This is a genomic window from Paenibacillus sp. MMO-177 (assembly GCF_037147795.1).
Classification (GTDB): Bacteria; Bacillota; Bacilli; order Paenibacillales; family Paenibacillaceae; genus Pristimantibacillus.
Genome location: NZ_JBBCUR010000001.1, coordinates 302,271 through 325,608 on the forward strand (window position 1 = coordinate 302,271; position 23,338 = coordinate 325,608).

Consider the following 23,338-nt stretch of genomic DNA (forward strand, 5'->3'; position numbering starts at 1 on the left):
CTGAAAATATTTCCCCAAGGCCCTATCAATGGTACATTAGTAGACGGACTTCATAGATTCAAATAAACGAAAAACTGGAGGATAACATGCAAACCGAACTAGAAGCACGGTCAAAACGGTCCTTGTTCAGCAACTATACGCTGCTCTTGGCCGTTGTATTTGGCGGCTTTCTCATATTTGGCTTCTCGGAAAATATTAAAGGTCCCGCGATTCCGCGCATGCAGGCCGACTTCTCGCTGAACGAAGCGCAGATCGGCATGCTGCTCGCCCTTAATTCCCTCGGCTATCTGATCGCTTGCAGCTTTACGGGCTGGCTGGTGAAAAAAATCGGCATCAAGCTGACGACCCTTATCGCCTTTGGCTCGATGGTCGTATCCGGCTTCTGCCTGTATTTCTCCGTGAGCTATTCAACGATGGTATTGTCCTACTTCTTTATGTATATCGGGAACGGACTGCTAGAGATCGCCCTTGCGATTCTGGCCGCGCAGATCTTCACCCGGAATACCGGCACGATGATGAATCTGGCCCATTTCTTCTACGGGCTCAGCTCGATTGTCGCCCCGCTCCTGGCCGCTAATCTAATGGGGATTCACCTGTTTGGAGCAAGCTCCGAGCTTGGCTGGAGGGGAATGTACTGCCTGATGCTGTCTCTGACTTTGCTGCCGATGATTCCTACCATCTTCGCCAAAGCGCCCAAGCAGGAAGAGAAGCATGGCGAGCGTCTGTCGCTGCGGGAATACGTACGGGATAAAACGGCATGGCTGCTGGTGGGCGTCCTCTCCCTCGGCGTTGTCTCCGAAATGTCGATCGGAAGCTGGCTCGTCAACTTTCTGGAGAAAGCTTACGACTGGAGCAGCGATACGGCCGCGGCGATGCTGTCCGCCTTCTTCCTCTGTTTTACCTTTGCGAGACTTGTTCTAGGTCCGGTCACCGATAAAATCGGCTATACGATGTCGCTCATCGTGCTGTCGGCCTTCTCGGGTCTTTGCTCGATTGCGGCTGTTATTCTTGGCGAGCCCGGAGCCTTCCTGTTTGCGGCAGCCGGCATCGGCATTGCGCCGATCTATCCGACGGTGATGGCCCTGATTGCCAAGCGTTATTCGAAGGAAAGCGATACGGCCATTACGTTTACGGTGACATTAATGGGGATTGCGACGGTTGCGGGGAACTATTTGATCGGGCTTATTATCGAGCTGTTCAAGGACGGCTTTGCGGAAGAGGCTCATCCGAAGGCGGGTCTCATTGCCGGCCTGCAAGCGGGCTATGTGTTCATCGGGGCATGCGCCCTGTTGTGCTCGGTCATGTCCATCGCGTTATACCGTCATCTAAAAAAACGCGGTGCCCTGCTGTGAGAAAAACTCTATCGAGGCCTCTCGACGATGAGCGACCGCGTTTATAGTCGCCAATCAGAAAATGTGATTCAAAGTATGAATCTTATATTTTCTTTTGTGGTGAACAAAAGAGGCTGCACCCTCACGGGTGCAGCCTCTTCTTTTTGCTTACTTTTCGGAAGCCACGGTAAAACGTTCGTTGACGTGAGCGGCATTCTCGGCTTCATCCACAATGGCGATCGCAAAGTCCGCGTAGCTGACATAGCTATGGCCTTTCGAATTCACAAGCAGATGGTCTTTGCCTTGTATATAGGAGCCGGTACGCTTGCCTTCCGGATCAAAGAAAGCGGACGGGCTGACAAAGGTCCATTTCAGACCTGTCGATTGCTTCAGATCCTCGAGGTTTTGCCCTTGGTTCTTCGCCGTAGCAAGGAACATCTCAGGGAAATCAGGCGTGTTAAAGAGTTGAACGGTTTTGGCTTCGTCCACGTACAAGCTGCCTGCCCCGCCAATTACGATCAGGCGAGTATCCGTTCCGGACAAGGCATCGATTAGAGCTTTGCCGGCTGTTACGTGAAGATGCTCTTGGCCAAGCGGTGCGCCAAAAGCGTTCACGACGACGTCAAAGCCTTGCAGGTCGGCTGTTGTCAGATCGAAAACTTCCTTCTCGATCACTTGAACGCCTTCCTCCGTTACCTTGGCACGGTTCCGTACAACCGCCGTTACTTCATGTCCGCGGCTTAACGCCTCTTTTACTATAAATTGACCTGCTTTGCCTGTAGCGCCTACAACTGCAATTTTCATATGAATAACCTCCTAAATAGAATGCACTTATTTGTTTTGATTCGTTCTTATCAGATCTGCGACCAGTTCCTCCAGGGTAATCTGCGCGAGTACGCTCTCCATGGCATCCTGCGACTTCTTCAGCACTAGCTCCAGCACGACCTGTATGCTTGCTCCAACCGGACAGTCGGGATTAGGCCCTTCATGGATATGGAAAAGCTGTCCCTCCTCGACGACGTCTACCGCCCGGAAAATATCCAGCAAGGTTATTTCGCTCATTTCCTTGGTCAGATATGCACCGCCCGTGCCGGCCCGGACCTGAACGAGACCCGCCTTCTTCAGTTGTCCTAGCAGCCGGCGGATAATAACCGGGTTTGTGTTCACGCTGCCGGCAATCCATTCGGAAGTGTTGTGAGCGTCCTTGGAAATCTCCAGCAGCGATAAAATATGGACCGCTATGGAGAAGCGGCTGCTGATTTTCATGTTTATTCCCCCTAATGCTGCGATAGTGTCGGTTGAGGCTACGTGTTGTTTCGGTTGATTGGGCTACGGTTGTTTCGGTTGATTGCTCCATGTAGTTTGTTCCTCGGATTAAATTTTCAAAGGTTGGAACAAACGTACAAAGTCGCACTCAACTCGAAACAACACTCCGCTGGCTGGTTTAAGAGCACAAGACCGAGCACTAAACCAAGCATAAAGCCGAGACAAAACCAAGCACAAAGCAGAGACAAAACCAAGCACTAAGCCATTATTGTTGTGACAATTGTAGTTACAACTGGGGTAGAAGTCAAGGACGCTACGGTTGTTTCGGTTGATTGCTCCATGTAGTTTGTTCCTCGAATTAAATTTTCAAAGGTTGGAACAAACGTACAAAGTCGCACTCAACTCGAAACAACACTCCGCTGGCCGGTTTAAGAGCACAAGTGCACAAGACAGAACACAAGACCCGGCACAAGACCGAAAACACAAAGCCACTATTGTTGTAACAATTGTAGTTACAACTAGGAGAGAAGTCAAGGACGCTACGGTTGAGGCTCCGGTTGTTTCGGTTGATTGCTCCATGTAGTCTGTTCCTCGAATTAAATTTTCAATGGTTGGAACAAACGTACAAAGTCGCACTCAACTCGAAACAACACTCCGCCCGCCGTTTAAGTGCACAAGACGAGTACAAGACAGAACACAAGACAGTGCACAAGACGAGTACAAGACCGAGAACAAGACCGAGAACAAGACCGAGAACAAGACCGAAAACACAAAGCCATACTGTTGTGACAATCGTAGTTACAACTAGGATAGAAGTTCGCCCTCGACACGAATAGAGGGCTCGACTCGAAACAGCCTTCGCTGGCCGCCTCAGAATCGCTGGTCGTTGTAACGATTATAGTTACAACAAAAAGAAAAGTCAAGTAGCCTCTCAGAGCGAGCGTCTGCAAATTGCCTACGTTGGATCCACTCCAACGAAATCAGAAGATTTGGATCAAAACCGTTGCTACACTGGACTCTATCCAGTAAAAATCACCGGTTTGGCTTTCAAATCGCTAATTTAAAAAATTATACTGTATGACACCCAATGTAGCGCATGCTGCTGCTCCAAAAAGGTTAGTTTTACTGTATCCACTCCAATGTATCTCTCCAACCGTATAACGTCACCAAATCCATCTGCCTAAACCAGAATAAGAGTATTGACAAAAATATTTTTATGTGGTATAATAATAAATTTTCCTATTTACACTATTCCCAGGAATCTGTAATATAGTCACATGACCTCGGCCGGGTCCCCTTCATTTTTTACGAGGAGTGTGACCTTTATGCAAGCCCAACTTTCTATACTTCCCATAAGCGCCCCCGTGATGGGCACAATAGATACCGTTTATCCGGTTCTTATCCGGGACGATCAGCATCAAATTTTGCTGGATACCGGTTATCCCGTCCAGCTTCCGCAGCTCCAAGCTGCGATTGAAGCTGCGGGAGGCAGCCCAGACAAGCTTACTCATATTATTCTTACCCATCAGGATATCGATCATATCGGGAATTTGCCGGAATTAACCTCCCGAGGCGGAATCGAAGTGTCTGCACATCCGCTCGAGAAACCGTACATCCAAGGCGATAAAAGGCTTATCCGTTTCACGGACGAGGCTATTGCCAGCATCGACAGGATGCCGGATTCCGTACCCGAATCGTTCCGCAACGGTTTAAAACGGATGATGCTGAATCCTCCTAAGGCAAACGTTGACCGGGAAGTCATTGGCGGCAAGCTTCTTCCGCTAGGGGGAGGAATTACCGTAATCGATACCCCAGGCCACACGCCGGGACATATCAGTCTTTATCACGAGCCCTCCCGTACTCTAATTGCCGGGGATGCCCTTACGGTGAGAGATGGCGAATTATATGGAGCCGATCCCGCTACCACATTAGATCCGCAGACCGCCCAAGCTTCCGTCGCCAGACTGCTGGATTTCGATATTCAGGCCATCGTCTGTTACCATGGCGGATTATACAACCAGCGGGTTATGGAGCGACTTGCCGAACTCGCGGCACATAAATAATCGTTATATGGCTGACCTTCAGGTCGGCCATTTTAACTTTACAAAAGGATTCGGACTGTCGTGTGGAGAATAATTCCAGAAACAAACGAAAGGATGTTCCAAAATGTCATACAAACCTTCGTTTCTGGAAATGCTTTTGTCGCTTCTCCTTCTTATATTGGGTTTCGGCAGATAAGGAGCCGTCACACTCATGAATCAGCGTTTTCTTATCGGACAGTATGGACAATTCGACTACAACAAATATAGCCGTGATTATAAAAAAGATTTTTACGGCATTGAAGCTTGTCTATTTCAGAGCGAGCAAGATATGGAGAGTCTGATTCGGGAATCTCATGCTGCAGGCTTTCGGATCGGGATTCATTTTCCGCTGCGGGCGGGGATTTCTCCGCTTAGGGACGCGCTGTTTATCGCCAAGGATGATACCGTTAGATTGGACGCTTACTCCATAGCGGAGCAAGAGCTTGCTTACATCCATTCAAGCATGCAGCCGGACTATGTGCTTTTCCATTATCCTAAGCCCGTTATTCTTGATGACCGCGCGGATTGGAGCAGCTGGAGGTTCGACAACCGGATGGAATACGAATTCGAAAGCGCATATGCCGTTGACGAATTTCAGAAGTACAGCAATGTTTTGTTCGAATGGTTGTCTCTTATGGGCACTAAGCATGGATTTACGCCTGTCTTGGAATTTGATGCCCTGAACCGCTACGTCTATGACGACGATTATTTGCAGCGCAAGCTGGAGGAATATAGCAGCATTAAGCTGTGTCTCGATACCGCAAGATTGTACATCCAGGATCGGATCGATCCGTATTTCGATGCCGAATCCATTCTCCGCCGATACGCCAGATTTGCCGCAACCGTTCATTTGTCCAATGTGCAGATTGTTGAAGGACAACTAACGCAAAGCCGGGTTCCCGTCCTTCCCGGTCAGCAGCCAAGCGATGGCTGGGCTCCCATTGAACGATATTTACGGATTATCTCCGGCGAGAATGCGGATGTCAAAATCATGTTTGAGCACCGCTCGGAAAAAGTATCTGATGAACAGCTCGAGGAGTGCTACCGCTGGGTAGGCCAGCTACTAGCGCCTTGCAGCTTTACGGGGAGTCTTAAGGTCCCTGAAGGACCTTAAGGGGCTGTTTCGCGCACCTTCAATTGAGGTTAAAGTCCCTCAGGGACCTTAACCTGACTCGCTTCAACTCATTCATGCCTATTCGGGGTGTCTCGGCGCTTCTTAAGGTCCCTGAAGGGCCTTAAGTTGCTATTTCGCGCCCCTCTAATTGCCGTTAAGGCCCCTCAGGGACCTTAAGCTAACCTTGATGGCCTAGGCGAGGAATCTCTTCCCTGTTCACTCTCGCGACCGATTGACCCGGGCTAGCGACAATCAGCTCAAGCAGATCCTGATGGCTGATGCCTGTGTAAATTAGCTTGCCGCCAAGCCGGGAGGCTTGCTGCAAAGCGAAGTCCACCCCGCTCATCCGCTCTGCGAACGAAGGCAAGCTGTCGATTGCAAGCTTTTCCGCTTCTTCTCTCCCCAGTACTTCTACGGCTACCGCAGCAGGCTCTCCTTGCAGACGAACCAAATTGTATTCCTCAAGCTCCTCGAAGGTATATTGCCCATGGAGCAGAATGGATACAAAGCAATTTTGCACCAGGCCAAACAAGCCGGCTTCTTGCGCTATCCAGCTACCTTTCGGAAGAACGCCGATAATCTCTTGCTGCTCGGCATCCTCCGGGACAGGGAACAACGTTAGAATCCGGTTCCTGTCATACAACACCTCCGCATACTCGCTCTGATGCCTTGGATCCCCTTCCCTCCAGCCATCCCCCGGATGGAAGAAGTAAAGCTGATTTACGCCAGTCTCTCCCGTAACCGGGAACGACACCATCCACCGGATCTGCTCGTTATCAAACTCTTTTACCCGCTCCCAAATGCCGCCGGTCGAATAGTCCTTCGTCACATACGCATAGGAATGAAGCGGAATCTCTTCCCCGGTATCAATCTTGATGATTTGTTTGGTGACCACCTCGGGCCGGTCCCGCTTCAGAGCTCTCTGTAGAGCATCCTCCGGCGCTGGATAGCAGAGAAAGCCCGCATACTCTGTACGAGGTATAAGATCCCCCCGAGGAAAATCCCCAAATTGCACATAATCATGCAAGACGTTGCGATCAGCCGGCGCATCATGCGGCCAGCCCCGGGAATGGGCACCAACCCAGGCACCCTTCATGTAAAACAACGCTCTCTCCCGCCACAGGTAATCCAGCAGATCGGAAAGCTGCTGCTTTAACGTCGGCTCATCCGTCAGCTCCCACGCGCAAGTAAACGCCTGAACCCAATGCCAGAACCACGGCAAAGCCCCATACTCCGGCATCCCTTGGACCGTTACCCGCTCCATTGTACGCTTCAGGGAAGCGATACCGTCTTCAAGCAGCTCATGGTCCCCATAGCGCTGTCCGAATATGAGCTTGGCCGCGGTATATTTGGCCTCATGATGGTTAAATAGCTGCAGCGGCTTTCTGTAGAAGCCTCCTGCATAAATATGATGGAGCGCATGCTCGAAGCTCTTCTTCAACTCCGCACTCATATTTTGTTTATACCGGGTATTGAAATAAACCATCAAGCTGCCCATCAGCTCAACCGGGAGCTCATGGGCTTTCGCCGCCTCGGGCGAAGGATTCAAATTCAGCGGAAAATGGCCATAAAGCGGCTCAGCCGGATCCTGCTGCTGGAGCTGAAGCACCCGTGCAAGCACGCCTTCCGCTTTCTTTTTCGAATCGGCGGGATTGTCCAATAAGGATTGAATCTCTTCATCCACCGCTGCCGCAAATAAATAAGAAGCATAATAGAAGTTATCCCGAATATCGTGATGGAACCATAATCCGCTGGCAAGCATAGGCAAGCTTTGTGCTGATAAAGCTACGGCCCGGATAATCTCTATTTGGCGCTGCTGTTGTCCGTTCATCGGTTTACTCCTCTCAATCTCTGCAAAAAGTTCATTTACGTTTATTTTAGTTCATTTAATAGAAATAATCATTAATAAAATTACATATGAACCCTTTCAAACTTCCCATGACTATGGACGAGACGAGAGGGCAAGCGTACAATAATAACAATACCTATAAGAACGGATGAACATGAAATGAACCATTTACGCCGATACGAGAGTATTATGGAGGTTCTGCTGACGCAGAAGGAAGTAACGGTTGCAGAGCTTAGCGAGCGGCTGAGCGTAACGGGCAAGACGATCCGGGAGGATCTGACGAAGCTGGAGGAGCAAGGCCTGGTAAAACGGGTTCATGGCGGCGCCGTGCTGGCAAACAGCGACCAATTCGGCATTCTGCCGGTGAAGGAGCCGATCGCGAAGCATGCCGATGAGAAAACCGACATTGCAGACACGGCGATGCGGTTCATCTCCGGCAATGACATCATTGCGCTGGACGGCGGCAGCACGACCCTTGAGATCGCAAGGCGGCTGAACGATTTTCCGGTAACCGTAATCACAAACGATGTGTATATCATCAGCGAGCTGGCGGGAAAAGAAAACGTCCGTCTCGTCGTCCCCGGCGGGTACCGCGTCCGCAATGTTCTTGCGGGTCCGGAAGCGGTCGCTTATGTCCGCAACCTGAACATTAATAAAGCATTTATTTCCGCTACCGGCGTTCATCTCGAGCACGGCTTGTCCGTCTATACCGGCGATTTGATCGATTTCAAGCAGGCGCTGATGACGACCGCCCGCGAATGCTACGGCGTTGCCGATCATCATAAGTTTGGCCATAGCGCGCTCCGTACGTTTGCGAGGTTATCCGAATTGACGGCTCTCCTAACCGATAAAGGCCTCCCGGAAGATACGGCTGCCGCATTCCGGGCGGCGGGAGTACGGGTGGAGATTTGAGAGCGTCAGGATCCAACGTAGCCCTGAGCTCTTCTCCTGTGCCATAACCGCAAATAAAAAATCGCCAGCCTCCCGATTCATGCAGGTGCTGGCGATTTTTTTATTAGTTGAATCCGCCGTTCACGCGAAGCGTCTGTCCGGTAATCCAGCGGGCTTTATCGCTGACGAGCAGCTCGACGGCATTGGCGATATCATCCGGCTCCCCAAGGCGTCCAAACGCGTTCATCCGGCGGAAAGAATCCACAAGCTCCTCGGATTTCCCGTTCAGGAACAGCTCGGTTGACACCTGCCCTGGTGCGATACAGTTGATGATAATATCCTTTGGACCAAACTCCTTGGCGAGCTGACGGGTTAACTGTTCGACGGCCCCTTTGGTTGCGGCGTAAACGCTGTAAGCCGGAAGCATCGCGCCGGATACGGAGGTCGAGAAATTAATAATCGTACCGCCGCTAGCCATATGCCTCATCGCTTGCTGGCAGGCGAAATACGTCCCTTTTACATTAATCATGAAATGCCGGTCGAACATTTCCTCCGTTACATGGCCGATTGGCGCCGTCTCCATAATCCCTGCATTGTTCGCGAGAATATCTACGCGTCCGAACCGCTCAAGCGTCTCCGTGAACAGCCCTTCCACTTCGCTGACCTTGCCGATGTCACCGCGGATGGCAGCAGCTTCGCCGCCCGCTTGCTTGATTAATTGAACAACCTCATTCGCTTTCTCCTGGTTGGAGGAATAATTGACAACGACTTTCGCGCCCGCCTCGCCCAGCTGAATGGCGATTTGACGTCCGATTCCTCTCGAAGCACCGGTGACGATTGCGACTTTTCCTTGTAAACTCATGATTCATTCTCTCCTTTATGTTTCTGATATTTTAATGGAGTGGCTACAACATTGATTATAGGGAATACGAGGGGAAAGCCGTTAGAACAGAACCGTTCATTCCTTGCCTATTTCTCTTTTGTCCCGTCAAGCGTGAACGGCTGCGCCGTCCTATGGAGGGGCAGCATTCGTTTCGCGAAAGAAATATAAGCATAGTATAGTGAAACTTATACACTTCTATTTTAAAATAAAAATAACCCACCTTCTCGGAAAGGAATTCACAAGCTATGGACGATACTTTGCGATTGGAGCAGGCTTTACGGCAATTAACGGACTTGATTCTGCGCCATGCTCCATCTAGCGGAACGTTTCCTACACCTGTTCCCAATCTATCCTTGATGCATGCCACGCATTTGTCGGAGCCGCTTGATTCCGTATATAAGCCATCCCTTTGCCTTGTTGCGCAAGGCGCGAAGACGGCTGCTTTAGCCGACGCGACTTACCGGTACGACCCGATGACTTTTGTTGTCATTGCTGCGGAACTGCCGATTATAAGCAAAATCGTAGAGGCTTCGCCCGAGGTTCCGTATTTAAGCTTGAAGTTAAGCTTCGATCCCGATGTCATTCTCGATATTGTAAAAGAAAGCAGCATTGCCTCTGCCGTTCCCGCGGAAGCTTCTCCCGGCATAACGATGAACCGCACGTCTCCGGGCTTGCTCGAAGCCGCCGTCAGGCTCGTTCAGCTGCTGGATACGCCGGAGGACATTCCGGTTCTCGCTCCGCTTATTGTCCGCGAGATCCTGTACCGCGTGCTTCAAAGCGAGCATGGCGCGCTTATCCGCTCCTTTGCCATGATTGGCAGCCATTCGCATAACATTGCGCAAGCGATTCGGATGATTAACCGGCAATATGCCGAGCCGCTTGTCATCGAACAGCTGGCTAAGGAAGCAAGCCTCAGCACTTCCGCCTTTCACAAACATTTCAAGCGCGTAACCTCGATGAGCCCGCTGCAATACCAGAAAACGCTGCGCCTGCAGGAAGCGAGACGCTTAATGCTGACCGAAACGGTGCATGCTTCGGAAGCCGCTTTCCGCGTTGGTTACGAAAGCCCGTCCCAGTTCAGCCGCGAATATGCCCGGATGTATGGACGGCCGCCGATGCTGGATATACAGGAGCAACGCGCGTCAGCCATAACAGGGCCATGACGAACGATCGTCATGGCCCTGTTATTTTTGGGGATAATAGCATTTAGTTCACTTTTGTTTTCCGCAGCATCTCGTTCAGCACAGCTTCCCAATGCAGCTTCATCTGCTCGCGAGTAGCCGCATGATCCAGGTTTTCCTGATGGAAGCTGACCGTTGTTTTCTCCGGATGGCTGGAGATTAACCGGATTTGCAAGGTCGAAGGCTTCTCCCAGCCGGGTTTGGACCACTTCAGGCGCAGCTGCTGCTGAGGCTTCACAATTCTCAGTTCCCCGGATATCCCTTCCGCACTTTGAAACGCCTCTCCCGCTTCAATCGATATACCCTTAACGTTGCCGATCCATAACTTCAAGCCCTCGGCTGAAGTGAGAAAGGCCCAAGCTTTTTCAGGGGAAATTGGCAGCGTCCTGCGGACCCCAATCTGAAAACCGGCCGAGGCCGTTTGGCCGACGATTTTATTGGTATCGAACAATTCCATTTTACTCTCCCCCATTCTACGTTATCCGGACAAACACGGTCCCCAAGTCATTACGGTTACCAACGATGTCCTTTTCGTAAACCATTACTTCATCTAGACCGATAAACGCTAGGGACATGCTGATATTACTTAGATAAAAAGTATTTTCCCCTCTCGGCTTAAGCTTGTAATGGTCGAAAATGTATAAGTCCTCGCCTCTTAATTGAATGTGGAAGGTTATTCCTAATTCATCATTTTGGTATGAACCCGAGAATTTCTCTAATTCCTCTTTACTGAGCTCAGGATCGGGATAAATCGTACAGCCCAGGAAATCCATAATGGTACGATAATCTTGATCCCAGTCCCAATTCGTGTTGTCGACTCCCATAGATTTCAACTTCATCTTATTAAAAATTTGTTGTGCGATCTGCGAATATTCATGCAAAAACTGCAAATGTAATTCTTTTCCTGTATGGTTTCGATTCTTATAGTATGGCAAGTGTTTAAATTTATCGTACGTATTTCGAAGCCACGATTCACCGCCTCTATCCGTCAGCATTCTATTTATTCCAACGCTTGGATCCTTTTGATATAAATAAACAAAACCGCAATCGAAACGAGAGAGTGTTACCATTAGTTCCTCGATAAAACGAATAATGACAGTGGAATCTATATCCATATGAAGCATTTGAATGATCGGGGCTTGGAACAATACGGATTCCATAACAATTACGGATTCCTTGGCAGCGTTGGCAGCCAGAAAGCTGTTCCACTTCGAACGGTAAGCGGCCAACCATCGGTCTAAATCGTAAAGATCTTCATCCAGCAAGATCGGATGCGGAACGGTGGATTCGTGGTACAGCTCAACAGGATACCCATTCCTCTCCAATTGCAGGGCTATAAATCGGGCTGTTGACGATTTGCCTGAGCCCGGAATCCCTTCCACCATGATTAACTTCAAACTACTAGCCTCCTTGCCAATTAATCTACCTATATATTCCACTAATTCATCAAGCTTCCTTCCTAATCTGCTTATGAAAAAAACAGTCAAGCATCTAACCCTGCAGATGCTTGACTGTCTTTCCCGCTCTATTTAAGGCGTCACCGGCAGACCCTTGCTCTCCCTCATTAGCTCGAAGTAGACATCGGGACGGACGAAGACAACGTCCGCATTATCCTTGTATAGATTCACCGCGTTGACGAAGTTCTGATAGCTGACTTGCCAAGGGTTGGCCTGTATAGAGACAAAGGCAGGCGACTTGCCGTCCCATTTCTTGATACCGTCGGCTATCCCGTTCGTCAGGTCGCTCTCCGCGCTGCCGTAGGCAACGTTTAATTCCTGCCCTGGCATCGAGTTGCCGTAGACTCCGATCGCGCCGGTACCGAACTGCGAGGTAAATCCAAGCAGCGAAGGGGCATGCTTGGCGAGCTTCTCAGCTACCTCCGGCTTAATCTCGCCCTTTACGTAGTTCCATACCGTCAGAACGTTTAGTCCCGCCTGCTTCATGTAATCGTTCGTACGCTCGATAAAACGGTCGAGACCGTCTTCCTTCTCCCAGAAGTTCGGGTACGTGTAACCCACGCCGGACGGACCGGAAACAAATGCATCATTAGGCGTAGCATTCTTGTACAAGTAATTTAGCAGTCCCGGCATCGTATCGACCATCAGCGGCGATATGGTCCAGCCAAGCGGCACCTCTCCCCGGTTCGGTGTATTCCACACGTTCCAGAAGGCATGCTCCATATACTGCAGGTTGTCGCCGTCACTCAAAATAAACGAGACATACACTTTATTCTCGAGCTTCGGCTTCTCCGGCGCCTTCGGCATCGTTATCGACCGCGAAGTACCGCTGAGCACGCTAAGGTTCGAGGAGAAGTCGCTGGCCACCGTCGCCAGTCCGTAATCCGACGTCTTCTTGACGCCCATCCCTTCATCCGGCCACCAGCCGAGATAGAGCCCCGTGCCGTAAGGCATATCCTGCAGGAACTTATCCAGCAGCGCCGACTCGCTCTCATCCGCCGGATTCAGCCAGACCACCGCGGCGTCCATTCCCATTGCATAGTCGCGAAGATAGGATTGGATGCCCGGGTCCAGGCCAACAATCGCTTTATGCGTCGTCTGCTTCCAATAGTGGTCATACAAATAACCGTAGACCTCCAGCTTGGAGCTAAATTTGCCGCGCAGGTCCTCAATGATTGGCAGATTATACGGCGCGCCTGTCAGCTTATCCACGAGGGATGGCGGCGCAATAATCGCGTTTTTCAATCCTGCAATCGTAGTTGCCAGATTAATCGTATCCGGCTGCTGATCATCGTAGACGATGAGCCCCTTCAGCTCGGACCGGTATTTGTTCAGCAGCTCCCAGTTATCCTTCACCTCGGCATATTTCAGCCCCAAGTCATCCAGCAGGGCGGTACCGGTAGAGCCCCGGACATTGTCCGTATACGAATAAATGCGAGGCTTCGTCTGATTCACGACGCCTTTCAAAGAGGTGAACAATAGGTTCTCGTCTTTGCGGAGCGGCCAGAACACGCCAACATCAAACAGCTTCAGCGTAGATTTACCGGTCCAAAGCACTTTGAACTCCAGCTCATGCCCTTCTCCCGGCGCGTTAAACGAAAGCTCAAAGCTTTGCGACGCATTCGGCAGCCGGAAATCCCAGTTGCGGACTTCCATCGAGGCAAGTACGGCATTCGCCGTCTGGTCCCGAATCTCAAGCGTAGCGACAACGCCGTCCTCATCGGCAAAATTGTCGATCTGCATATTAAACGCGGCCTTTATTTCTCCCGCCGGTATTTCCTTGCGTCCCGTTACGTCCAACATCGCCTTGTCCGCAGCATCGTTTCCCGCTTCCGCGACCCAACCGTCTCCTTCCGCTTTGCCCGTGTCATGCCCAAACGCTTCGTTCTCGGCCTGATAGTAATAACTGTCCGTCGTATAGATGAGATCAAGTGTTTCGGCTGGGGCCTGAAACGTCGGCAAAGCCTGCTTGCTCGGCCAGCTGACCCCTTCCTTCTTCTCCGGCCATGCCAGATACGAGGATACGGCTGCAACGAGGATAACGGCCAGAGAAATGCTAATGATTTTACCTTTGCCCTTCACTTGGTCTTCCTCCCCCTTGTCTAAAAATAGCCGCTTACCATAAAGCCTTTACCGACACGCCGGCCGGATCATTCTCGTAGCGGAAAAGCACCGTCGAGCTGCCTTCGTCCCACATGAACTCCAGCGGCATCCGAATCGATGTTCCTGCTGAGCTAAATGCCACGGTTTTTGGCTTGCGCGGGCATTGGAATCTGGCGGCTGCCTGAATTCCCTCCGGTCCATACGCTGTAAAGCCAAAGCCGTCGACGTTCTCATCTATACGGTCGATACGGGATGCAGCCGCGATCAGCTGTACGCCGCCCCCCGCTTTGCTCAGGTCATAGAGCAGCGCTTGCTCGCCTGCGTTAACCGTAACCTCATCCACAACGGGAAGGTTGGCATCCAGCAGATCGACCAGCTTGCCGTAGATTTTATATGGCTCGTCGCTAATGGACTCATCCAGCACGGCTGCAATAAGGTAAGGGCCTCTGCGCAGCGCCATGCCGTTCTTTTTCTCCCAGCGAAGAGAGTTCTCTGCTTTTGTGATGGCGGAAGCCACCGTCTGTCTCAGCTGCTCGCCCGCTTCCGGCAGGGTAGCGCATTGCGACGGATGCAGAGGCAGGTAAGCCAAGCAGCCCTTGCCCACGGTATATTCGCCCGGTGCCAGCAAAGCCTCCAGGCCAAGGCTTGCGAATAAATGCTCCATTGGCGAATTGAATTTCTTGCTGCCTTGATTCCACCATTCGCGGACGGCGTGGAAGTCGTCGCTGCCGTCTCCGACATAGATCAGCGTGCCGCCTTCCTTCACCCATTCCGCCAGAGCATTATGCAGACCGGACGATTCCGGCTTCATATATTCATAGCTGAGCACCAGGACGCGGTAATCGTCCAGATACCCCGGGAATCTTCCCGCATTGTCGAGCTGAACCGGACGGACGGCTGCGCCATGCTTGAGGAGCGGCAGAGCAAGGCCATAAAACGGCGACCAGTCCAGCAGCTCCATAAACTCGCTGCCCAGCGCCGACGCAACCTCCGTGCCGTCGTATTTGAAGGACGTAGCTTCTTCGCTCCAATCCGGATGATTACGCTGATACATCGCCGAATCGGCGAGCAGCAGACCCACCTGCAGGCTGTCCGTCAGCCATTCCACATCGAGCCCATCCATAGTGCCAAGCACGTTTAACACCGTCTGCAGCTCCGTTGCGTAAGCAGCCGGAATCCTCTCCTTGCCGTTCCCGCCTTCTCTTGGGTATTGCCCCTGATAGATCCTTCTCGGCCATGGGCATACCTCGTAACGGCTCACATGCGGATGCAGCAGGGACGCGACCAGCGTGCGGATATAATTGCTTCGGTAGTCCTTCCACGTATGCTTCGGATCGTCGGCAATCGGATCATGCAGGAACCACATTCTTCGGTCGGTGCCGCGGACAAGCTCCTGCATGATGCCGTATTCCAGATAAGCCGTCTCAAACGTACGCTCCTTGCGGACGCCGTTGTACACATTTGGCGTTTGCGCTGTACCCGTCCATACCTGCGCGATATAACCGTCTACTCCCGGCAGCTCAAGCAGCTTCGATTCCGGGCTGACGATGCGCCACTGCGTATAGTTGATAAGGCTATGCGTCGGCACATAAAAGCGAATCCGGCGACCGTACTTCTGCATCGCATATTCCTTGAGGGTACTGCAAATCCGGTCAAGCGTGCGGGTATACAGATAAGCCTTCAGCTTCGAAGCGCGGTACTGCGCATCTACCGAAGCATGCGGAGCCTGCCAAGGCTCGCGGTAATAGATCTCCCATTCGCGCTTGAACGCATCCGAATAACCGCCCTCCACCCAGAACTCCGGCTCCTCCAGGTGAATCGCCTCTACGCCGGCGTCTACGGCGATCCGGATCCGTTCGGTCAGAAAATCGGCGTAGGCGACGGTAGGAACCATATAAGGGATATCCACGGAGGTGCCGTGAATGATATTTTCGTATTTTCGGTTTTTCTGCGCCTCGTCCCAATGCGGCCGGCCGTCGACATTGCCGTTCAGATAGTCCTGATAACCGCCCCAGGATACGCCCGTCATGAGATGAACCACATAGCCTTTTTCCTTCCATGTCCGGATCCGTTCCTGAACATCCCCGTGGATGCCATAGACCATAACGAAGTCTGTCTGCAAATCATAGGACGGATGGTAGGGTCCACCTTCCTGAAAGCCCGTTAACTCTTCCTGCCGTTTCTTTCTGATCATGACTGCAACATCCTCCTCTATCCATTCGCTTATTGGCCGAAAATAAAACAGGAGGGAGCTGTTACGCCTTCCCCCCTGATTGCCTAACCGTTGCTAGAGCTTCACGCGAAGCGACTTGATCTCGAATGGTTGGAACGACAGCTTCGCTCCAGCCTCTCCGATAATGTTTTCCATTAGATCCACTTCCTCCACGAGCGAGACCGGAATTCCGAAACCAATTGAAGTTTCGGCAAACGTTCCGGATGCTTCGTACAGACGGATAATGAGATCATCCGAGTCCTCGGCTTTCTTCACCGCTTCGATCATGACATGCGGATGATTCACCTGAACCAGAGAGGCAAAGGAAGCCGTACGTCCTGCGGCCGAGGAAGCCCGAGAAGGCTCGGCAACCGTCAGCTGCGTATTCAGTTCATACCCTTTGCGGTATACCTCCGCCTGGATAAAATCTCCGCGGTGCGGATAAACCGCATAGACGAATTGATGTTCCGCGCGGTCTGCAACCGGATCCGGATAGCTTGGGCTGCGAAGCAGATTGATGTCGAGCACGTTCCGTTCCGCGCTGTAGCCGTATTTGCTGTCGCTGAGCAGAGCTACGCCGTAGTCCGGCTGCGACAGGTCGATATATTGATGCGCGCATATTTCATCGCGGACAAATTCGATCATCGAGTTCCTTGTTGTCGGACGCTTCAAATAGCCAAATTGAATCTCGCAATTCACATGGTCGGACATGACCTGAACCGGGAAGGAGACGCGAAGCATCTTCTCCGATTCCTTCCAATCCGCCTTGGATTCAAATCTTACGGTTGTTGCTTCTTCATCCAGCACAATCCGCTGTACCAGCGTGGATTCGCCGAACCGGTAATGCTGCACCAGCATCGCTTGGCCTTGCTCAACCGAGAAGGAGCTTTCTTCAAGCTTCATGCAGCCTGCCACCGTCTCCCGGTAATCCCGAGGGAAATCCCAGGCATCGCCTCTGTCGTGATACACGGTCAGCACGTTGGCCTTCTGGCCCGGCATAATCGCTTCCCGGCCTGCTGCTTTGTCGTACATCGACTCGATACTTCCGTCCTGTCCGAAGCTAATTCGCAGATTCTTGTTCTCGAGAAGCTGCTCGCCTGCGAGAAGCCCGGATTGTTCCGTCTGCTCCTGGCGAAGCTCTGCCTCCGCAAGAGACGCAAAGCCCATTGCCGGCACTTTCACGGCATAACGGCTGCCCTTATGCTCTACAACTTCCTCGCGTTCCCATGGCAAAGAGTTAAAGACAACGGCCTGGCCTTCATGGGCTCCCGCGAGCTCCGCAACTTTTGAATAGGTTTGCTCAATAAGCTCCTGCGTACGGCTGTGCATTGCGGCATATCGCTCGAGCGATTCTTCAAAGACGCGAGTGATCGAAGAGCCTGGCAAAATATCATGGAACTGATAGAGCAGCGTTTCCTTCCAGATCGCTTCAAGCTCCTCGGACGGGTACGCCTTCTCTCCCATTGCGAGCAATAGGGAAGCCGCAAATTCAAGCTCGCGGAGCGATTTCTCCATTTTGCGGTTATACCATTTGTTCCTGGCCTGCGAGGTCAGCGTACCTTGATGCTTCTCCAGGTACAGCTCTCCGCGGTACGTCTGGAAGCGCGCTCTCTCTTCCTCAAGCCTATGGAAGAAAGACAAGGAAGACTCTTGAACAACCGGCGGCAGTCCAAGAAGATTATGTTCGCGCGACAGCCGTTCCAGATGCTCCTCGCCCGGTCCCCCGCCGCCGTCACCGATCCCGAACAGCATCAAGGCATGCTCGGATACGTTACGGTCGAGATAGCTGTTCTCAATCTTGGCGAGCGATCTAGGCGCGCCCGGGCTGTTGTACGTATCCTCCGGCGGAAGATGCGCCAGTACCTTGCTTCCGTCAATACCCTCCCATTCAAAGCTGTGATGCGGATGCGTGTTGTACACGTTCCACGACAGTTTCTGGGTCATCATATAATCGACGCCCGACTTTCTGAGCAGCTGAGGCAAGCTAGCCGCATAGCCAAATACGTCCGGCAGCCACAGCACCTTCATCTCCTGGCCGAATTCCTGCTGGAAGAACCGTTTGCCGTACAGGATCTGACGAACCAATGCTTCGCCTCCGGAAATATTCGTGTCCGGCTCTACCCACATCGCGCCTTGTACTTCCCAGCGTCCTTCTTCAATACGCTGCTTGATCCGGTCATACAGCTTCGGATAATACTCTTTCATCCATTGATAGAGCTGCGGCTGGCTTGCGCCAAATACGTAATCCGGGTATTTCTCCATGTTCGTAAGGACGGTAGAGAAAGTGCGCGCCCCCTTCCGGATCGTCTCACGGATGGGCCATAACCATGCAAGGTCGATATGCGCATGGCCGATCGCGCTGACCGTCAGAACGGGATCGCCGCCTTTTTTGGCAAGCTCCTTGGCCAAAATTTCTCTCGCCTGCTGAGCCGTCTCTTCATTAATCACTTGCAGCTTATGCGCCGCGTCATAGAGGCTTTGAATCAGGCGTTCTCTTCTGGCACCGTTCTCCGGCGTATGCTCGGCGAGCTCGAGAAGCACCTCGTAATCGTAATACAGCTGCCGGATTTCCTCGTAACAGATTGCGATATCGGCTTCCTTCAAGGTGCCGCTGCGATATCTGCCAAACAGGTCATTACAGCCGGCATCCGCCCACAGATCAATCTGCTGGCCTGCGGCTTCATAACCAAGATCAACAACGCGCTTGCCCGGCAGGCCAAGGCTGAAATCGAATTCGGAATTGATGTTGGTCAACCCCTGGATCGGCGAGCCTTCCTTATCGACGAGGCACAACTCACCGTTGACGTCGATTAACAATACGGCCTTTTTCCCGCCAAGAGCCTCAGGCACAATTCCTTCAAACCGGAACCAGGCGCAGTCCCACAGGTTGCCCCATTTCGTGCCAGGCGTAAGCTCAACAAGCTCGCCGGAGATCCGCTCCGCGTAAGGTACCGGCTCCTTGGTTACCCAGGCGGTTACTTTCAGCGCGGAGACAGGTTGGTAGATCGCTTCGCGTATGCGAGGAAGGAGGTCCTTCGCTTTCTGCAGCTTGATTCGTTTCGTTTCGTATGGCATAAAGTCACTCCTGTGAAAAAAAGAGGACTGATTAACAGTCCTGTGGCCGGAAGGAGTGGATTAACTGGCTATGAGCACTAGGGGAAAAGGGTATCCTCTTCCGGCCGCTGTTGCCTGAGTGAATTCTGAACAATGTCAATAGGATTTATTCCCTCAGGCAAAGGCGAACGCTTACGCTCCTCCAGAGCATACTCCTTCTCCTCCTAGAGCTCAGCCACGTTATCAATACTTCCGATCGTACAGGACGTGTTAAGAAAGTCCTCTTTTTTGATTTTTATTTGGTAATTTGTTCTGCTTTCTTTTGGGCGTCATCCAGGATGGCTTTTACGTCGCCTTTGGTCATAAGCGATTTCACCACTGCGTCGCCCCATACTTGCCATACCTTGGAGTTGTCTTTCGCAAAGGTAGGAAGACCTTGGACGTTACCGTTCATCGCTTGGTAATGCAGGTACATTTCCGGATGCTTTTGTTGATAATCAGGAGACTCCGCAACTTCCTTCAGAATCGGAGAACGAACGTTGGAGTCCGCAATCAGCTGCTGGATTTCCTTGCTGTACATGGCTTTGATATATTCGAATGCCGCGTCTTTGTTCTTCGCGTCTTTCGGTACCGAGTGGAAAGCCGCGCCAATCGTTACGTTTGCCGCGCTGCCGTTAGGCGACAGAGGAATAGGCGACATGCCGCATTCCAGCTTGTTGTCTTTGCATTGCTGTACTTGCCAAGGTCCATCGATTAAATAAGCAATCTGGCCTTTGTTCCATGCATCGAAATACGTGCCTTCCGTATTGTTGACCATCAGTCCCGCCGGATGAGCCGCATTCAGCTCGCGGAGGAAATTTATCGTCTCTACGTTTGCATCGGAGTTGAAGGTCGGTTGACCGTTCGCATCGGCATAAGAACCGCCGTTAATTCCGATCAGAGCACCGTAGCGCAGGTATCCCCCGAAGTTAGGACCAGCGTAAACGCCGCCGCCATAAAATTTGCCTTTGCCCGCTTCCGTTACTTTCTTCGCATTGTCAGCCAGCTCTTGCCAGGAAGTAACCGGCTTCTCCGGGTCGATGCCGGCTTCTTTCACCAGCTTCTTATTCCAATACAGGCTGCTTACGCCAGGCTGGGAAGCAAGACCATAGATTTTGCCGTCGTATTCCATTGGCTTCCATGCCGCAGGCGATACGTTAGCGCGGATATCCGCAGCCATATCGTCCGGGAACGGTTCAAGAAGCCCTTGCTGCGCGAAGCCAGGCATTTGCGTTTCGCCTACGATAATGTCTGGAACGTTTTTAGCGAGGAAGCCTGCCGTCTCTTTCTGGATCAGCGGCTCGCCCCAGCCCCAGTCTTCGGTTTTCACGCTGATGTTCTTCTCGTGCAATTTGCCTGCGATAATTTTCTGGTAATGAAGCGGGAATGCCGCTACCGGATTGCCCGGCGTATAAGTAACATCAATGCCTTTGCCTTTCAATTCCTTCTCTTTCGGCGCGAACAGATCGTCCAGCTTGCCAACCCCGATCCCTACGGCCCCTTCATTCAGAACCGTAATCGTTACTGGATTGCCCGCAGATGTGTCCGTGCTTTCCGATGGAGACGGTGAAGCAGATGCGGATTCCGCCGGCGTTGCCGAATTTTGCGGCGAGTTGGTAGCTGCCGAATTATTGCCGTTATTGTTGCCGCCGCAAGCTGATAATGAGACCGTTAATAGTGCAGTTACAAGCAAGGATGTGATCTTTGTCCTTTTCACATTGAACCCCTCCAAAATTAGGATAACTGACTTCTTGGGATTAATATATCATGACTATTTGTTATATTCAATATGTTATAACAAATATTTTTATCCTTTAATACCGGTATTGGCGAGACCCTGCACAATGTACTTCTGGAAGAAGAAGAAAATAAGAAGCGCGGGAACCGTCATGCCTAGACCAAGCGTAATAATAAGCGGCCAGTTCGGAATCGCCCCCGGACTTACGGCGGCCGAGGACAGCCTTGTTATCGCGGCCGGCAGCGTCTGCAGCTTATCCGAAGAGGTATAGAAGAACGGCGTCGCAAAGTCATTCCATGTCCCAAGCGCCGTTGTGATCGCAATAAACGCCATAATCGGCAGCTGCAGCGGCAGCATGATTTGAAAGATTATGCGCATAGTCCCCGCACCGTCCACCTTAGCCGCTTCATCGAGCTCGAACGGAATTTTCTCAATGGACTGCTTAACGAGGAATGCCCCCATAATATTCAAGCTTGGTCCGCCGATGAAGTATACCCACCACGTGTCGAGAATGCCGGAGCCTCCCGTAAAAATATGGTTGCCTCCCGCAAACGGAAACCGCGCAAATTCCAGATAAGTCGGAATGAGGGCAATGGTTCCCGGAATCATTTGCGTACCCAGCAGGACAAGAAAAAGCTGGTCTTTCCCTTTGAAACGGAGCCTTGCGAACACGTACCCGGCCAGCAAAGAAGTCAGAAGCGCCCAGAAGGTGTTGTAAATCGTGCGGTAACCGGAATTAATGAAATATTTCTGTATGCCCGCATCGGCAGAGCCGTAGAACAGAACTAAAAAGTTCTGAAGGGTTGGCGCTTTGGCAATCGGTAACAACCCGATAATGGAGCTTGTAAACTCATCTTTGGTGAAGAAGCCGGCCAGGATCATAAAGACCAATGGATATAACAGGACAAGTCCGATGCCAAGCAGAACAAGATGGGCAAGCAGATTGCCCGGCTTTAGTTGAAACGCCAGCTTTTTGGATAAGGAATCTTTCATGCTTTAGGACCTCCTTTAACCCCTTTGATCTTGATCGTTGTGCTTCTGTCCGAATTCGTCGACCAGCGGTAATAAGCGATGGTGACCGCAAAGACGATAACCGCCATAATAAGCGAGGAGGCTCCCGCCATGCCAAGGTTGAAGTCCCAGAACGCGTCGCGGTAGATGCGGAATACAAGCACTTCCGTTTTCCCGTAAGGACCGCCGCCCGTCATGAACAGTACCTGCTCATAGATTTGAATGGCGCCAATCAAGCTTGTAATGACAATGTAGGTTGCAATCGGCTTCAAACCCGGCAGCGTCACGTTCCAAAGCTTGCCCCAGCGTCCCGCTCCGTCAATCTCCGCCGCTTCGTACAAGGAGACGTCAACGGACTGCAGACCAGCCAGCCAGATCAGCGCCGCGCCCCCCACGCCCTTCCATACGGAGTAGACCACGATCCAGAACACGCCCCAGAAGACGGAATATTGCCACACGATGGGTTCCTTGCCGATCGATTTCAGAAAGTTATTAATAACGCCGTTGTTGGTATCGAGGAGGAGATTAAAAATTTGCGTTGTCGCAACCGTTGACGTAACCGCCGGAATGTACCAGATGGACCGGTAGATCCCTTTGCCAAACAGCGGCATATTCATGAGCAGAGCTGCTCCAAAGCCGGCAATCAGGGTAATTGCGGTAACAAGTCCCCCAAGCCAGATCGATCTCCATAAGGCTTCGTAGTATAGCGGATCGTGGAAAAATCGAACGTAGTTGTCAAACCAGACAAACTTCGGATGGGCCGCAATGCCGATCCAATCAAAAAATCCAAGGAAAAAACCAAATAGCGTCGGGAACCCCGACAAGACAAGCCACCAAAGAATCATTGGACTCAAGATGGCCGTCGCGATTAATGCATCTTTGTGTCTGACCGCAAACTTTTTGAGAGAGGACTTTGTTGATACGCTTTGGACCGGCAGATGCAAAGATGCGGTTTCCGCAACTTTCCTATCGTTCATAATCATCTTCCTCCTTGCTTGTTATAGACAACCTCAAATGCTATAAAATCCCTATACAATTAATTATATTTGTTATATTAAATTAGTCAAATAAAAAAAGAAAACCCGACGCCCTCGAAGTGCAAGGGAATCGGGTTTTCTCGTATATTTT

The 23,338-nt window shown here is 51.5% G+C and carries 17 protein-coding genes; 5 read left to right on the forward strand and 12 right to left on the reverse strand.

Annotated features, from left to right (window positions below):
* Positions 1-86: 86 nt before the first annotated feature.
* A complete protein-coding gene (locus WFK81_RS01375; RefSeq protein ID WP_336784668.1) occupies positions 87-1,352 on the forward strand; it encodes an MFS transporter in 1,266 nt (421 codons plus the stop codon).
* 147 nt (positions 1,353-1,499) lie between these two features.
* On the opposite strand, the gene WFK81_RS01380 is transcribed toward WFK81_RS01375, so the two are convergent.
* Together WFK81_RS01380 and WFK81_RS01385 are read right to left on the reverse strand one after the other, a co-directional pair.
* Positions 1,500-2,135 carry an NAD(P)-dependent oxidoreductase gene (locus tag WFK81_RS01380; RefSeq protein ID WP_336784669.1) on the reverse strand — a complete coding sequence of 212 codons (636 nt, stop codon included), beginning with the start codon at positions 2,133-2,135 and terminating at the stop codon, positions 1,500-1,502.
* A gap of 27 nt (positions 2,136-2,162) precedes the next feature.
* The gene (locus WFK81_RS01385) at positions 2,163-2,597 is read right to left on the reverse strand and encodes an Rrf2 family transcriptional regulator (RefSeq protein WP_116394308.1); all 435 of its coding nucleotides are present in this window, start codon (positions 2,595-2,597) and stop codon (positions 2,163-2,165) included.
* A gap of 1,325 nt (positions 2,598-3,922) precedes the next feature.
* Here WFK81_RS01385 and WFK81_RS01390 point away from each other — a divergent pair.
* Entirely contained in the window at positions 3,923-4,660 is a 738-nt protein-coding gene (locus tag WFK81_RS01390) for an MBL fold metallo-hydrolase (RefSeq protein WP_336784670.1), read from the forward strand.
* 190 nt (positions 4,661-4,850) lie between these two features.
* Positions 4,851-5,792 (forward strand): sugar phosphate isomerase/epimerase, encoded by a 942-nt coding sequence (locus tag WFK81_RS01395; RefSeq protein ID WP_336784671.1) that lies wholly within the window; start codon positions 4,851-4,853, stop codon positions 5,790-5,792.
* 178 nt (positions 5,793-5,970) lie between these two features.
* Here the strand turns inward: WFK81_RS01395 and WFK81_RS01400 are convergent, their stop codons facing one another.
* Entirely contained in the window at positions 5,971-7,623 is a 1,653-nt protein-coding gene (locus tag WFK81_RS01400; protein WP_336784672.1) for a hypothetical protein, read from the reverse strand.
* 177 nt (positions 7,624-7,800) lie between these two features.
* Here WFK81_RS01400 and WFK81_RS01405 point away from each other — a divergent pair, with 177 nt between their 5' ends.
* Complete coding sequence (locus WFK81_RS01405; RefSeq protein ID WP_336784673.1) at positions 7,801-8,553, forward strand: DeoR/GlpR family DNA-binding transcription regulator; 753 nt, start codon at positions 7,801-7,803, stop codon at positions 8,551-8,553.
* A gap of 103 nt (positions 8,554-8,656) precedes the next feature.
* On the opposite strand, the gene WFK81_RS01410 is transcribed toward WFK81_RS01405, so the two are convergent.
* Positions 8,657-9,394, reverse strand: coding sequence for an SDR family oxidoreductase (locus WFK81_RS01410; protein ID WP_336784674.1), 738 nt, complete (start codon positions 9,392-9,394; stop codon positions 8,657-8,659).
* Between the two features lie 266 nt (positions 9,395-9,660).
* Between WFK81_RS01410 and WFK81_RS01415 the strand changes: the two genes are divergently transcribed.
* Entirely contained in the window at positions 9,661-10,578 is a 918-nt protein-coding gene (locus tag WFK81_RS01415) for an AraC family transcriptional regulator (RefSeq protein WP_336784675.1), read from the forward strand.
* 43 nt (positions 10,579-10,621) lie between these two features.
* Here WFK81_RS01415 and WFK81_RS01420 read toward each other — a convergent pair whose 3' ends face one another.
* From WFK81_RS01420 to WFK81_RS01455, 8 genes are all read right to left on the reverse strand, one after another.
* Entirely contained in the window at positions 10,622-11,053 is a 432-nt protein-coding gene (locus WFK81_RS01420) for an SRPBCC family protein (protein WP_336784676.1), read from the reverse strand.
* 16 nt (positions 11,054-11,069) lie between these two features.
* A complete protein-coding gene (locus WFK81_RS01425; RefSeq protein WP_336784677.1) occupies positions 11,070-11,993 on the reverse strand; it encodes a hypothetical protein in 924 nt (307 codons plus the stop codon).
* 132 nt (positions 11,994-12,125) lie between these two features.
* On the reverse strand, positions 12,126-14,135 hold the full coding sequence (locus tag WFK81_RS01430; RefSeq protein ID WP_336784678.1) for a GxGYxYP domain-containing protein: 2,010 nt from the start codon (positions 14,133-14,135) through the stop codon (positions 12,126-12,128).
* A gap of 34 nt (positions 14,136-14,169) precedes the next feature.
* Positions 14,170-16,350, reverse strand: a complete 2,181-nt coding sequence (locus WFK81_RS01435; protein WP_336784679.1) for a DUF4350 domain-containing protein — start codon at positions 16,348-16,350, stop codon at positions 14,170-14,172.
* A gap of 93 nt (positions 16,351-16,443) precedes the next feature.
* Entirely contained in the window at positions 16,444-19,443 is a 3,000-nt protein-coding gene (locus WFK81_RS01440) for an alpha-mannosidase (RefSeq protein ID WP_336784680.1), read from the reverse strand.
* Positions 19,444-19,717: 274 nt separating this feature from the next.
* Positions 19,718-21,178, reverse strand: a complete 1,461-nt coding sequence (locus WFK81_RS01445; protein ID WP_336784681.1) for an extracellular solute-binding protein — start codon at positions 21,176-21,178, stop codon at positions 19,718-19,720.
* A gap of 90 nt (positions 21,179-21,268) precedes the next feature.
* Positions 21,269-22,192 carry a carbohydrate ABC transporter permease gene (locus tag WFK81_RS01450; RefSeq protein ID WP_336784682.1) on the reverse strand — a complete coding sequence of 308 codons (924 nt, stop codon included), beginning with the start codon at positions 22,190-22,192 and terminating at the stop codon, positions 21,269-21,271.
* Positions 22,189-23,187 carry a carbohydrate ABC transporter permease gene (locus WFK81_RS01455; RefSeq protein WP_336784683.1) on the reverse strand — a complete coding sequence of 333 codons (999 nt, stop codon included), beginning with the start codon at positions 23,185-23,187 and terminating at the stop codon, positions 22,189-22,191. The genes WFK81_RS01450 and WFK81_RS01455 overlap by 4 nt, the downstream gene beginning before the upstream one ends.
* Positions 23,188-23,338: the final 151 nt, after the last annotated feature.

Coding starts and splice junctions, on each gene's coding strand:
- WFK81_RS01395 (WP_336784671.1), top strand. CDS start 4,851: ATGAATCAGCGTTTTCTTATCGGACAGTATGGACAATTCGACTACAAC.
- WFK81_RS01435 (WP_336784679.1), bottom strand. CDS start 16,350: ATGATCAGAAAGAAACGGCAGGAAGAGTTAACGGGCTTTCAGGAAGGT.
- WFK81_RS01405 (WP_336784673.1), top strand. CDS start 7,801: ATGAACCATTTACGCCGATACGAGAGTATTATGGAGGTTCTGCTGACG.
- WFK81_RS01400 (WP_336784672.1), bottom strand. CDS start 7,623: ATGAACGGACAACAGCAGCGCCAAATAGAGATTATCCGGGCCGTAGCT.
- WFK81_RS01410 (WP_336784674.1), bottom strand. CDS start 9,394: ATGAGTTTACAAGGAAAAGTCGCAATCGTCACCGGTGCTTCGAGAGGA.
- WFK81_RS01450 (WP_336784682.1), bottom strand. CDS start 22,192: ATGAAAGATTCCTTATCCAAAAAGCTGGCGTTTCAACTAAAGCCGGGC.
- WFK81_RS01385 (WP_116394308.1), bottom strand. CDS start 2,597: ATGAAAATCAGCAGCCGCTTCTCCATAGCGGTCCATATTTTATCGCTG.
- WFK81_RS01380 (WP_336784669.1), bottom strand. CDS start 2,135: ATGAAAATTGCAGTTGTAGGCGCTACAGGCAAAGCAGGTCAATTTATA.
- WFK81_RS01455 (WP_336784683.1), bottom strand. CDS start 23,187: ATGAACGATAGGAAAGTTGCGGAAACCGCATCTTTGCATCTGCCGGTC.
- WFK81_RS01390 (WP_336784670.1), top strand. CDS start 3,923: ATGCAAGCCCAACTTTCTATACTTCCCATAAGCGCCCCCGTGATGGGC.
- WFK81_RS01420 (WP_336784676.1), bottom strand. CDS start 11,053: ATGGAATTGTTCGATACCAATAAAATCGTCGGCCAAACGGCCTCGGCC.
- WFK81_RS01440 (WP_336784680.1), bottom strand. CDS start 19,443: ATGCCATACGAAACGAAACGAATCAAGCTGCAGAAAGCGAAGGACCTC.
- WFK81_RS01415 (WP_336784675.1), top strand. CDS start 9,661: ATGGACGATACTTTGCGATTGGAGCAGGCTTTACGGCAATTAACGGAC.
- WFK81_RS01375 (WP_336784668.1), top strand. CDS start 87: ATGCAAACCGAACTAGAAGCACGGTCAAAACGGTCCTTGTTCAGCAAC.